Source organism: Lysobacter sp. CC-YZS074 (genome assembly GCF_056739745.1).
In genome coordinates this window covers 1,487,306-1,499,720 of record NZ_CP200301.1, presented here as the reverse complement: position 1 = coordinate 1,499,720, position 12,415 = coordinate 1,487,306, and the positions used below count along the sequence as shown (strand labels likewise).

General features: G+C 69.5%; 13 protein-coding genes and 1 tRNA gene. 1 reads left to right on the top strand and 13 read right to left on the bottom strand.

All coding sequences use genetic code 11. The features are described 5' to 3' along the window. Nucleotides 1-41: 41 nt before the first annotated feature. The 3 genes from U8331_RS06760 to tpiA form a co-directional block, all read right to left on the bottom strand. A tRNA-Leu gene (locus U8331_RS06760) sits at nt 42-126 on the bottom strand. Between the two features lie 120 nt (nt 127-246). Then, entirely contained in the window at nt 247-672 is a 426-nt protein-coding gene (gene secG / locus U8331_RS06755; RefSeq protein ID WP_481132827.1) for a preprotein translocase subunit SecG, read from the bottom strand. A gap of 46 nt (nt 673-718) precedes the next feature. Beyond that, nucleotides 719-1,471: a triose-phosphate isomerase gene (gene tpiA / locus U8331_RS06750; RefSeq protein WP_481132826.1), complete on the bottom strand. Its 753-nt coding sequence runs from the start codon at nt 1,469-1,471 to the stop codon at nt 719-721. Between the two features lie 78 nt (nt 1,472-1,549). Here tpiA and U8331_RS06745 point away from each other — a divergent pair, with 78 nt between their 5' ends. Beyond that, complete coding sequence (locus U8331_RS06745) at nt 1,550-2,092, top strand: DNA-deoxyinosine glycosylase (RefSeq protein WP_481132825.1); 543 nt, start codon at nt 1,550-1,552, stop codon at nt 2,090-2,092. Here the strand turns inward: U8331_RS06745 and U8331_RS06740 are convergent. From U8331_RS06740 to U8331_RS06695, 10 genes are all read right to left on the bottom strand, one after another. After that, on the bottom strand, nt 2,085-3,026 hold the full coding sequence (locus U8331_RS06740; protein WP_481132824.1) for an isopenicillin N synthase family dioxygenase: 942 nt from the start codon (nt 3,024-3,026) through the stop codon (nt 2,085-2,087). The genes U8331_RS06745 and U8331_RS06740 overlap by 8 nt on opposite strands. Before the next feature lie 60 nt (nt 3,027-3,086). Then, nucleotides 3,087-4,430: a phosphoglucosamine mutase gene (gene glmM, locus U8331_RS06735; RefSeq protein WP_481132823.1), complete on the bottom strand. Its 1,344-nt coding sequence runs from the start codon at nt 4,428-4,430 to the stop codon at nt 3,087-3,089. A gap of 20 nt (nt 4,431-4,450) precedes the next feature. Continuing rightward, nucleotides 4,451-5,341: an acetyl-CoA carboxylase, carboxyltransferase subunit beta gene (gene accD, locus U8331_RS06730; RefSeq protein ID WP_481132822.1), complete on the bottom strand. Its 891-nt coding sequence runs from the start codon at nt 5,339-5,341 to the stop codon at nt 4,451-4,453. Nucleotides 5,342-5,433: 92 nt separating this feature from the next. Next, the gene (gene trpA / locus U8331_RS06725; protein ID WP_481132821.1) at nt 5,434-6,246 is read right to left on the bottom strand and encodes a tryptophan synthase subunit alpha; all 813 of its coding nucleotides are present in this window, start codon (nt 6,244-6,246) and stop codon (nt 5,434-5,436) included. Further along, complete coding sequence (locus U8331_RS06720) at nt 6,243-6,653, bottom strand: DUF3144 domain-containing protein (RefSeq protein ID WP_481132820.1); 411 nt, start codon at nt 6,651-6,653, stop codon at nt 6,243-6,245. The genes trpA and U8331_RS06720 overlap by 4 nt, the downstream gene beginning before the upstream one ends. 18 nt (nt 6,654-6,671) lie before the next feature. Then, on the bottom strand, nt 6,672-7,889 hold the full coding sequence (gene trpB, locus U8331_RS06715; protein WP_481132819.1) for a tryptophan synthase subunit beta: 1,218 nt from the start codon (nt 7,887-7,889) through the stop codon (nt 6,672-6,674). A gap of 84 nt (nt 7,890-7,973) precedes the next feature. Next, a complete protein-coding gene (locus U8331_RS06710; protein ID WP_481132818.1) occupies nt 7,974-8,633 on the bottom strand; it encodes a phosphoribosylanthranilate isomerase in 660 nt (219 codons plus the stop codon). Further along, nucleotides 8,630-9,457, bottom strand: a complete 828-nt coding sequence (gene truA / locus U8331_RS06705; RefSeq protein WP_481132906.1) for a tRNA pseudouridine(38-40) synthase TruA — start codon at nt 9,455-9,457, stop codon at nt 8,630-8,632. The genes U8331_RS06710 and truA overlap by 4 nt, the downstream gene beginning before the upstream one ends. Nucleotides 9,458-9,484: 27 nt before the next feature. Continuing rightward, nucleotides 9,485-11,287, bottom strand: a complete 1,803-nt coding sequence (locus tag U8331_RS06700; RefSeq protein ID WP_481132817.1) for a motility hub landmark protein FimV — start codon at nt 11,285-11,287, stop codon at nt 9,485-9,487. 95 nt (nt 11,288-11,382) lie between these two features. After that, on the bottom strand, nt 11,383-12,402 hold the full coding sequence (locus tag U8331_RS06695) for an aspartate-semialdehyde dehydrogenase (RefSeq protein WP_481132816.1): 1,020 nt from the start codon (nt 12,400-12,402) through the stop codon (nt 11,383-11,385). Between the last annotated feature and the right edge of the window lie 13 nt (nt 12,403-12,415).

The window sequence follows — 12,415 nt, the reverse complement described above, 5'->3', positions numbered from 1 at the left end:
CGCGGTCGGCAGTCGATGCCGTTCATTTGTGCATGCTGGAGTGGTGCCCAAGGGGGGACTCGAACCCCCACGACCGAAGCCGCTACCACCTCAAGGTAGTGCGTCTACCAATTCCGCCACCTGGGCACATGATCCAGCCATCTTCCTGATCCGGCGCCCCATCACTGGTTAAGCCGGTTTCCGGTCATCGTGACCGGACGCCATACATCCTTGCAGGGCGTCGTGAACGTATTGTATCGCGTTGCGTTACTCGCCAGCAGGTTCGGACGGTGCCGATTCCGGCGATTGCCCAGGCGACTGCTGCGGCATTTCGACCGCCGGAGCCGCGGGAACTTCGGCATCCACCGGCGCAGGGACGGCCGGAACCGCGGCGTCGCCCTGCGGTGCCACCGGCACCTGCGACATCACCCCGAGGTCCACCGCCTGGCCGACCCCCTGGTTGCGATCGGTCGCGTGCCACGCCATGAACAGGCTGATGGCGAAGAACACGATCGCCAGCCACTTGGTGGCCTTGCTGAGGAAACTCGACGCGCCGCGCGCGCCGAACACGGTCGCCGAGGCGCCACCGCCGAAACCCGAGCCGGCCTGCGCACCCGCGCCGCGCTGCATCAGGATCAGCGCGACCATGGCGATCGCGACCAGCACATAGATGACGTTGAGGAACAACAGCATCGGAAAAACTCTTGGGTGAGTCGGCGACGGGCAGGCCCGTTACCGGTCAGGACGCCGCCGCGGCTGCGATGGCGTTGAAGTCGGCGGCGACCAGGGAAGCCCCGCCCACCAGGCCACCATCGACATCGGGCTGCGAGAACAGCTCGGCGGCGTTGTCGGCCTTCACGCTGCCGCCATAAAGGATCGGCAGCGAGCCAGCGATTCTAGCATCGTGCGCGGCGATTTCGCTACGGATGAATGCGTGGACTTCCTGCGCCTGCGCGGGCGTCGCGGTCTTGCCGGTCCCGATGGCCCAGACCGGCTCGTAGGCGACGATGGCGCCGTCGAACACCTCCACGCCCTGTGCCAGCAATGGCGCCAGCTGCTTCTCCAGCCGCCACCAGGTCTGGTCGTCCTCGCGCTGGCTCAGGGTCTCGCCCACGCATAACACCGGCGTCAGACCGGCGGACTTCGCCGCGAGGAACTTGGCCGCGACCTGCTCGCTCGTTTCGCCGTGGTACTGGCGTCGCTCGGAGTGGCCGACCAGGCAGAAGCGTGCACCCACGTCGACCAGCATCGCCGCGGAGACCTCGCCGGTGAACGCACCCTTGTCGTTGGCGCTGACATCCTGTGCACCGAACTGCAATCCGCGCCCGCCGTAACGGCTCACCAGCTCGCCAAGGTAGGACATCGGCGGAAGGATGATCCGCTCCACGCCGGCAGGCGCCGACTGGACGGCGATCGCATCGAGCAGTTCACCGGCGAAGCGGCGGTCTCCATGCAATTTCCAGTTTCCCGCGACGATCCTGCGACGAGCCATGGCCCACCCTTTCGATGAAAGCGGCGATTCTACCCCAGCACTCCGACCACGGAAGCCCACCGGCACCGGCCGATGCCCATGAACGACTCCCGCCTCGCACGAAGCTTTCCACCGATCGCGCGCCCCGACGCACGGGCACTCGTACTGGGCAGCATGCCGGGAGTGCGGTCACTGCAGGCGGGGCAGTACTACGCCCATCCGCAGAACCGTTTCTGGCCCTTCATGGGGGCGCTGCTCGGTGCCGGCCCCGAACTGCCCTACCCCGACCGCTGCAGGCGCATCACCCGGGCCGGCCTGGCGGTGTGGGACGTACTCGCCAGCTGCGAACGGGAAGGAAGCCTCGACTCGGCGATCCGCGATGACACCGCGCAACCCAACGATTTCGCCGCATTCCTGGAAGCGCACCCCCGCATCGCCACCGTGCTGTTCAACGGCTCGAAGGCGGAGGCCAGCTTTCGCCGGCTGGTCCTCCCACGACTGGATTCCAGGGGGTTGACGCTGCAGCGCCTGCCCTCGACCAGCCCGGCCAACGCTTCGCAGCCCAACGCCGCGAAGCTGGCGCTCTGGCGCGAGGCGTTCGAAGAGGCCGGACTGCTGAAGGCCGGGGAAGCGACTACTTGAGCTTGATCTCGCGGAGCCGCTCTTCCAGATAACCCTGGGCCGTGATCGGCTCCGGGTAGCGGCTCGGGTTGTCCGCGGTCACGCAGGACGGCAGTACGTCGATCACGAAGTCGGGATTGGGATGCAGGAAGAACGGCGTCGAGTATCGTGGCTGGCGCGCCTTCTCGCCCTGCGGGTTGACCACGCGGTGGGTGGTCGACGGGTACACGTGGTTGGTCAAGCGCTGCAGCATGTCACCGATGTTGACGACGATGGTGTCGGCCTCGGCGGTGAACGGCACCCACTCGCCCTTGCGCGAACGCACCTCCAGCCCCTCGGCGCTGGCGCCGACCAGCAAGGTGATCAGGTTGATGTCCTCGTGCGCGCCGGCGCGCTCGTTGGGAACCTCGGGCGTGGTGATCGGCGGGTAATGGATCGGCCGCAGAATCGAGTTGCCGGAATTGGTCTTGTCGACGAACCAGTCGGCCGGCAGGCCGATGTGCAGCGCCAGTGCGCTCAACACCCGCGCTCCCAGCTCGTCGAGTGCGCTGTAAAGGCCGTAGGCGACCTCGCGGAACTCCGGGATTTCCGTCGGCCAGAGGTTGGGCGGCATGACATCGGCATAGCGCGAGTCCTGCGGGATCTCGCGGCCGACATGCCAGAACTCCTTCAGGTCGTAGTGTTGCGCGCCCTTGGCCGTCTCGACGCCGAATGGCGTGTAGCCGCGGGCACCGCCGCCGCCACGCACGTGGTACTTGCGCTTGACCTCCTCGGGCAGCGCGAAAAACTGCTCGAACACCCGGTACGCACGGTCGATCTGCGCAGCGGGAATGCCGTGGCCACGGATGCCGGCGAAGCCCCATTCGCGGTAGGAGGCGCCGAGCTCGGCGACGAAGGCATCGCGGTCGCCTTCGAAGCGCCGGATGTCGAGGGTTGGAATGCGGGACGAAGTCATGCGTGCGATGCCGGACGGGGAACGTGGATTATCGGTGGACGAAGCTGTACGCGGCCGGGCTCAGCCGGCCGCCGCCTGGACGGCGGCGGCCAGCCGGTCGAGGTTGACCTGCACCAGCTCGGCGTCGTCGGCCTCGACGGTGACCCGGACCACCGGCTCGGTGCCCGACGGACGCAGGAATGCGCGGCCACGCCCCGCCACCGCCGCCTGCACCTCGGCCAGGGCCGCCATCACCGACTCCGCCTCGGCCGGCTTCGCGCCATTGGCGAACCGTACGTTCACGGTGCGCTGCGGCACCTTGGCCAGCCCGAAGAGCGCATCGCGCAGCCCGCGGCCGCGGCGGTGCAATACCTCGAGCACCTGCAACGCGCTGACGATGCCATCGCCGGTGCTGGCACGGTCCAGGCACAGCAGGTGGCCCGAGGCCTCGCCGCCCAGCACGCCACCGTGGGCGACCAGTTGCTGGTGCACATGGCGGTCGCCGACCTTGGCTCGGACGAAGCCGATCCCGGCCTGTTCGAACGCCTGCTCGAGGCCGTAGTTGGTCATCAGCGTGCCCACCACCGGGCCGTGCAGGCGTCCGGTTTCGCGCCAGTCGCGGGCAAGCAGGTAAAGCAGGTCGTCGCCGTCGCAGACGTTGCCCTGGTCGTCGACGAACATCACCCGGTCGCCGTCGCCGTCGAACGCGATGCCCAGGTCCGCGCCGGTGTCGCGCACCCGCGCCGCCAGCGTCTCCGGATGGGTCGAGCCCACGCCGTCGTTGATGTTCAGCCCGTTCGGGTCGATGCCGATCGCATCGACCTGCGCTCCCAGCTCACGCAGCACGATCGGGCCGATCTGGTAGGTCGCGCCGTTGGCGCAGTCCATCGCGATCTTCAGACCACCCAGGTCGAAGCCGCGGGGGACGGAGTTCTTGCACGCCTCGACATAGCGGCCGATCGCGTCGCGGGTGCGGACCGCCTTGCCGAGCTGTTCGGACGGCACGGTGCGGAACGGCTGTTCCAGCGCCTCTTCGATCGCCAGCTCGGTGGCGTCGTCGAGCTTCTCGCCCTCGGCCGAGAAGAACTTGATCCCGTTGTCGTAATGCGGATTGTGCGAGGCCGAGATGACGATGCCGCCATCGGCCCGCAGTGAATGGGTGAGGTGCGCCACCGCCGGGGTCGGCATCGGGCCCATCAGCTGCACGTCGACGCCTGCCGCGACCAGCCCGGCTTCGAGCGCGGCCTCGAACATGTAGTTCGAGATCCGGGTGTCCTTGCCGATCACCACCAGCGGCTTGCGCCAGGCGTTGCGGGTGAGCGCATGGCCGTAGGCGTTGCCCAGGCGCAGCACGAAATCGGCGGAAATGGCGCCTTCGCCGACGCGGCCGCGGATGCCGTCGGTACCGAAATACTTGCGTGTCATCGAAACTCCTGTTGCGCCGGTCAGCCAGTGATCTCGGCGTCGTCCTCGGGTTGCGGCTGCTTCATCATCAACGCCAACAGGTGGGACAGGCGGTCGCGCATTTCGCGGCGATCGCAGATCTGGTCGATCGCGCCGTGTTCGAGCAGGAACTCGCTGCGCTGGAAACCTTCCGGCAGCGTTTCACGCACTGTCTGCTCGATGACGCGGGGGCCGGCAAAACCGATCAGCGCCTCGGGTTCGGCGATGTTGATGTCGCCCAGCATGGCCAGCGATGCGGACACGCCGCCGGTGGTCGGATGGGTGAGCACCGCGATGTACGGCAGCCCGGCCGCGCGCAGGCGCCCGAGCGCGGCGGAAGTCTTGGCCATCTGCATCAGCGAGAACAGGCTCTCCTGCATGCGCGCGCCGCCGGTGGCGGTGAAGCACACCAGCGGGCAGCCGAGCTCGAGCGCGGTTTCCGCCGCCCGGGCGAAGCGCTCGCCGACCACCGAACCCATCGACCCGCCCATGTAGGCGAAGTCGAACGAACAGGCCACCAGCGGACGCTGTTTCAGCGTGCCGCGCATGGCGACCAGCGCGTCGCGCTCGCCGGTGGACTTCTGCGCGGCCTTGATGCGGTCGGAGTACTTCTTCTGGTCCTTGAACTTCAGCACGTCGGTCGGGCCGAGCTCGGCACCGATCTCGGCCGTGCTGCCGGCGTCGAACAGCGCGCGAAGCCGGGCGCGGGCGCGGATAGGCATGTGGTGGCCGCACTTGGGGCAGACCTCGAGGTTCTCCTCGAGCTCCGGCCGGTACAGCACCGCGCCGCAGCGGTCGCACTTTTCCCACAGTCCTTCCGGCACGCTGCGGCGCTTGGCGCTCGCGGTGTCGGTGCGGATGCCGGACGGCATGAGTTTCTTGAGCCAGGACATGCGTTGGGTAGTTCCCGTTCTTCAGCGTATGCGGTAGCGACCGGCGTGCGCCAGTGCGCCGACGGCCGAGCGGGTCAGTTTAGCGCAGGCCCTCAGGCCGCGGCCGCGCCGTCGAGCGCGGCCCGCAACGGCGCCAGGAAGACGCCTGCACGGTCCGCCGCCGCCTGCGGGTCTTCCGCCCCTGCCAGCGCGGCAACCAGTGCGCTGCCGACCACCACCCCGTCGGCTTCCCGCGCCATGTCGGCGGCGCTGGCGGCATCCTTGATGCCGAAACCCGCCACCACCGGTACCGGGCTGCACGCCCGGATCGCCTTGAGACGCTCATTCGCGGCACCTGCGTCGAGGCGGTCCGCACCGGTCACGCCGGCGAAACTGACGTAGTAAAGGTACCCGCCCGCCGCCGAGTAGAGCCGCGCCAGACGCTCGTCGGAGCTGGTGGGAGCGGCCAGCAGGATCAGCGACACGCCTGTGGCTTCGAAGGCGGCGCGAAACTCACCGGCTTCCTCGGGTGGCAGGTCCACCAGCAACACGCCATCGACGCCCGCATCGGCCACCGCCGCCGCAAAGATAGAGGGCCCCCGGACCTCTACGGGGTTCAGGTAACCCATCAGCACCAGCGGCGTGCCGGCGTCCCCCGCACGGAACTCCCGCACACACGCCAGCACCCGATCCAGCCCGACTCCGCGCGCGAGGGCCCGTTCCGAACTGCGCTGGATCGTCGGCCCATCCGCCATCGGATCGGAGAACGGCACGCCGAGTTCAATCACGTCCGCGCCCGCGGCCACCAGCGCGTGCATCACCGCGACGGTGCTCTCCGGTGACGGGTCACCGACGGTGATGAAGGGCACCAGTGCCTTGCGCCCGTTCGCGCGCAGTCGCGCAAACGTCGAATCGATCCTGTTCACCCGGCGTCGCGCTCCGCCTGCGCGGCCGCGGCCGCGGCGTACTCGGCGGCCAGTTCGGACGGCCCCACATCGATGCCGCGCTCGTTTCCGAGGCCGTCCAGGTGCTCGTTGAGCATCCGGCGGTAGAGGTCGGTCATGTAGTCCAGAAACCGGGTCCGGTCATCGGCGACGCTCTGCCCCGCCTGCCCCAGGAACACGTGGGCGTTGAACCGCGCGGCCGCATACAGACTGACAGCGCTCACGCGCTTGGGGCCGTACTGGCGGGCCTGCTTGTTGGTCAGTTCGAGGTACTCGTTGACGCAGGCGAAGAACGCCGGGTCCAGCTTCTTCGGCTGTCCGTTCGTGGCTTCCACCGGTGCCGGCGGCGGGGTGGTGGTTCCAGGCTGGTCTTGCGGCTGGTCGCTCATGGGGTCCCCTGGGAGTGGCTAGAGGGCGATGTTCTCGCGGGCGGCGATCGTGTGCACGTCCTTGTCGCCACGGCCAGACAGGTTGCACAGGACCAGCCGGTCCTTTGGCAGGTCGCGCGCGAGCTTTATCGCCTGCGCGATGGCGTGGCTGGATTCGAGCGCCGGCAGGATGCCTTCCGTGCGTGAGAGCTGGTGGAACGCGGCGAGCGCCTCGTCGTCGGTGACCCCGAGGTACTCGGCGCGCCCGGTGTCCTTCAGGAACGCGTGCTCCGGACCGACGCCCGGGTAATCCAGTCCCGCGGACACCGAATGGGTTTCGATGATCTGGCCATCGTCATCGCACAGCACGTAGGTACGGTTGCCGTGTAGGACGCCCGGCCGACCGGCCGCGAGCGACGCCGCATGGCGCCCGCTGTCCACGCCCTCGCCCGCCGCCTCGGCGCCGACGATGCGCACGCCCGGGTCGTTGAGGAAGGCATGGAAGATGCCGATCGCGTTGCTGCCGCCGCCGACGCAGGCGGTCACCGCGTCGGGCAGGCGGCCGTATTCGGCCAGCATCTGCGCCCGCGCCTCGCGGCCGACCACGGCGTTGAAGTCGCGCACCATCCGCGGATACGGGTCCGGCCCGGCGACCGTGCCGATGATGTAGAAGGTGTCGGCGACGTTGGTCACCCAGTCGCGCATCGCCTCGTTGAGCGCGTCCTTGAGCGTGGCCGAGCCGCTGGTCACCGGCACCACCGTCGCGCCGAGCAGCTTCATCCGGTAGACGTTGATCTTCTGGCGCTCGATGTCGGTCGCGCCCATGTACACCACGCACTCCAGCCCCAGCCGCGCGGCGACGGTGGCCGACGCCACGCCATGCTGGCCGGCACCGGTCTCGGCGATGATCCGCGGCTTGCCCATGCGCGCGGCGAGCAGCGCCTGGCCGATCGTGTTGTTGATCTTGTGCGCGCCGGTGTGGTTGAGGTCCTCGCGCTTGAGCAGGATCTGCGCGCCACCGGTCTCGTCGCTGAGCCGGCGGGCGTGGTAGATCGGGCTGGGCCGGCCGACGTAATGCGCGAGGTCGCGGTCGAACGCCTCGATGAACGCCGAATCGACCCGCGCGGCGTCATAGGCTTCGGCCAGCTCCTGCAACGGTCCCATCAGGGTCTCGGCAACGAAGCGGCCGCCGAACCGGCCGAAGTGGCCGGCGGCGTCGGGATAGGCGTGGTAGTCGATGGGGTGGGCGGAGGACATTGATGGAATCGTTGTTGGGGCCGGCGCGGCCGGCGGCACCTGCAGGACCGAGGTCGCGCCCGGCGCGGGAGAAAACCGGGTTCGTCAGTCGAGCACGTGGCAGTCGGCGCGGCGCGCTTCCTCGACGAAACGGCGCATCTTGTCGCCGTCCTTGATGCCGGGTTCGCTTTCGATGCCGCTCGATACGTCCACTGCCCACGGCAGGGTGGCGATGATCGCGTCGAACACGTTGTCGGAGGTCAGTCCGCCGGCAAGTACGTACGGCTTCTGCACTCCGGCGGGAATGCGTCCCCAGTCGAAGGTCTTGCCGCTGCCGCCCGCACCGCCCGCGGCATGGCTGTCGAACAGGAACCCGGCCGCGGCGGGATAACGCGTATGCAACGCGGCCGGATGCTGCTGGGCGAGCTCGCTGCCCATTGGGATCGCCTTGAGGTACGGCACGCCGAAACCGCGGCAGAACGCATCGTCCTCGCTGCCGTGGAACTGCAGCAGGCTCGGCCGCACCTGCCGTACCACCTCGCGCACCTCCTCCACCGGGTTGTCCATGAACAGCGCGACCGCGTCGACCAGCGGCGCCAGGGCTTGCCGCATGGCGCGCGCTTCCTCCGGCTCCACCCGGCGCGGGCTGCCCTTGGCGAACACGAACCCGATGGCGTCGGCGCCCAGCTCGCACGCCAGACGCACGTCGCCGGGACGGGTGAAGCCGCAGAACTTGATGCGGGTACGGAAAAGAATGCGATTCACAGCTCGACCTCGGCGGGAAGTCCCCATTGTGCAGGGTAGCGCGGCCCGAGGAACACCAGCCCGGCCGATGGGGCGGTGGGTCCGGCCACGGTGCGATCGCGGCCGGACAGCAACTGCGCGACCCAGGCCTCGTCGCGTTCGCCCCGCCCTACCGGCAACAGGCTGCCGACGATGTTGCGCACCATGTGGTGCAGGAATGCGTTGGCCTGCACCTCCACCGCCACGACGTCGCCGGTGCGGCTCACGCTGATGTGCTGCAGGTCGCGACGGGCGTGCGGCGCCTGGCAATGCACGGTGCGGAACGCTGAAAAATCGTGCTCCCCGACCAGGGCCTGCGCCGCACGATGCATCGCGGCGGCGTCCAGCGGGCGGCGCTCCCAGCTCAGGTACTGGCGTTGCAGCGCCGGCCGGACCGGCCGGTTGAGGATCGAATAGCGGTAGCGCCGCGCCCGTGCGGAGAAGCGCGCGTGGAAATCGCCGGCCACCGGCACGCACCAGCGCACGCACACCGAAGGCGGCAGACGGCTGGTGGTGCCAAGCACCCAGCCGCGCGGGTCCCGTTGCGCCGGCCCGTCGAAATGGACCACCTGCGCCGCCGCGTGGACACCGGCATCGGTACGTCCGGCGCAGACCACCTCGACCGGGCGACCGGCCACGAACGACATTGCCGTCTCGAGTGCCGCCTGCACCGTGGGTTCATTGCGCCGTTCGGCTTCACCGGGCTTGTTCAGGCGCTGCCAGCCTGAGAATCCGCTGCCGTCGTACTCGACACCGAGGGCGTATCGACGGACCGCTGGCGCCGGTTCGCCAGCCGCCGCGGCGATGGTCACGGATGAATCGTCGGGCATGCGTTACTGGAGCTCGCGCAGCATCCGCTCGGCCTGTTGCCGCGAGGCATGGTCGCCGTTGACCACGACCTCTCCGAGCAACTGACGGGCACTATCGCGGTCACCGAGGTCCAGGTAGGCGCGCGCGAGTTCGATCCGCTCGCGGCCGGGCGCGTCGGGGTCGTAGGGCGGCTCGTGCGGTTCGATCTTCGCAGGGGGTGCGGCATCGTTCGTGGGCGCATGCCAGGTCGGCGCGGCAGCGGGCGGGATCGGGGCCGGCTGCACCGGTGCGGTCGGCTGCGCGGGCGGTGGCGCCGGTGTCGGGACGGGCGCCGCCGCGTCCGCGGCTACCGTGGCGGGCCCGTCGCTGCGCATGCCGCTGTCGGCGGGTTCCGGGCCGGCCGGCGCGGGCGGAGGAAAGGCCGCCGCCAGCGGTGAACGTTCCGGCGACGGCGCGCGGAACACCGGCGCAGCCGGGCGCCGGCGCATCCACCAACCGCCGAGCAGCGCCAGCAACAACAACGCCGCACCGCCGATCACCCACGGCAGGCCCGACGCGCGCGCGGCCTGTTCGGTTTCCCCGGACTGCGCGAGGCGCTGCTGCACCGCGGTCAATTCGTTGTCCTTCATCTCCAGCAACTTCTGCTGGTCGGACTGCAATTTCTCGAGCTCGGCGACGCGGCTCTTCAGTTCGGCCAGCTCCGCGTCGCGGGTGGCCAGGGTTTCCCGGGTCTGTTGCAGTTGCTGTCGCATCACGTCGCCCTCGCCGCCGGCACTCATGCCGGACTGGGTCCCCGCCTGCGACGCATCGCTTGCGCCGGGCGGGACGATTTCAAGCCGCGCGTTGCCGGCCGCGGGCGCGGATACCGGCGTGTCCGCCGCGGCCTGCGCCGGCGCGTCGTCGGCCACCACCGGCTGGAGAGCCGGCGCGGTGGCGGCGCGCCACGCGCGGGTCTGTTCGCGGACCTGCGCCATGGCCTGCGCGAGCGCCACGTTGCGCACCTGCGCCTCGTCGGGGACGCGCAACACCGCGCCCTGCTTGAGGAGGTGGATGTTGCCGTCGATGAACGCGTCGGGGTTCGCGTTCAGCAGCGCGATCATGGTCTGGTCGAGGCTGGCGGCGAAGTCGAGCCGCTCGGCGATCTGCGACAGCGTCTCGCCCGGCTGCACGGCGCCGTACTCGGCAGGACGCCCGGCCGGGAGCGGTCGCGAAGGTGGCGACGGTACCGGCGCGGCGGTGACGGGCGCGGGCTCGGCTTCCACCGGCGTGATCGCATCAGGATCGGTGCCGGTGCCGGTGCCGGCCGTGGCACTGGCCGCAGGTTGCCCGCCCGCCGGAACGGGCGCGTCGGCCGGCGGTTCGCGCACGATGGCGTTCGATGGCGCCACCACCGGCGCGTCGATCGATGGCTGCAACGGCGCCAACACCGTGCGCGGCGCATCCAGCAACGTGGAGTATTCACGGACCAGGCGGCCCTGCCCCCAGTCGACTTCGACCAGGAACGTCAGCAGCGGCTGTTCGATCGGCTGGCTGCTGGTGACGCGGATGACCGGCCGACCCTGCGCGTCCAGCGCCGACACGAACTGCAGGTTGGCCACCACGTCGTCGGGCGGCTGCAGGCCGATGCGCGCGAAGGTCTCCGGCGAGGCCAGCCCGGCGCGCAGGCGTTCGAGCTCGGCCGGGTCGTTGGAGATGATCGGAATCTCCGCGAGCAACGGCTCGCCCAGCCCGGACTTCAGCTCGATCTGGCCCAGGCCCAGCGCCGCGGCCGTGCCGCTGGCCAATGCCAGTGCTGCCGCCACTGCCGTTCTCGCGAATCGTTTCACCGCTGCTCCTGCTGCTTCCCCTGGCGGGACTCTAGCGACCGGCGCAGGCGGCGGCAATGCAACGCCGTCGCCATTCCGGCCGGTCGCAACACCGTCTAGGCGCGCTCCGACAAGACCAGCTCGGCCAATTGCACCGCGTTGAGCGCAGCGCCCTTGCGGATGTTGTCGGCGACCACCCACAGGGCCAGCCCGCGCGGATGCGAGATGTCCTCGCGAATGCGACCGACGTAGACCGGATCGTTGCCGGACGCATGGGTGACCGGCGTCGGGTAACCGCCACCCACGGCCTCGTCGACCACTTCCACCCCCGCCGCCGCTTCGAGCAGCGCACGCGCGTCGGTGGCCGACAGCTTGTCACGCGTTTCAATGTGGACCGCCTCGGAGTGGCCGTAGAACACCGGCACCCGCACCACGGTGGCGTTCACCTGGATCGCGTCGTCGCCAAGGATTTTGCGGGTCTCCCAGACCAGCTTCATTTCCTCGGTGGTGTAGCCGTTCTCGCAGAAGTCGCCGCCGTGCGGGATCACGTTGAACGCGATCTGCACCGGGTAGACCTCCGGCCGCGCGTCCTGGAAGTTGAGCATTCCAGCGGTCTGCCGGCCGAGCTCCTCCAGCGCGCGCCGCCCGGTACCGGAGACCGACTGGTAGGTCGCCACGTTGATCCGTTCGATCCCCGCCGCGCGGTGGATCGGCGCCAGCGCGACCAGCATCTGCATGGTCGAGCAGTTCGGGTTGGCGATGATGCCGCGCGGGCGGTTGCGCGCCGCTTCCGGGTTCACCTCCGACACCACCAGCGGCACGTCGTCGTCCTGGCGGAACGCGGACGAGTTGTCGATCACCACCGCGCCGGCCGCGGCGAACTTCGGCGCATATTCCCGCGAGACGCTGCCGCCGGCGGAAAACAGAGCGATGTCGATCCCGGCCGGGTCGAACGTCGCCAGGTCCTGCACCACGAGTTTCTTCGCACCGAACTCGACCTTCTCCCCCGCCGAGCGCTCGCTGGCCAGCAGGTGCAGCTCGCCCAGCGGGAACTTCCGCTCGGCCAGGATCTTCAGCATGGTCTCGCCGACCGCGCCGGTGGCGCCGACGATCGCTACGTTCACGGGATTGGGCATTTCAGTACTCGCG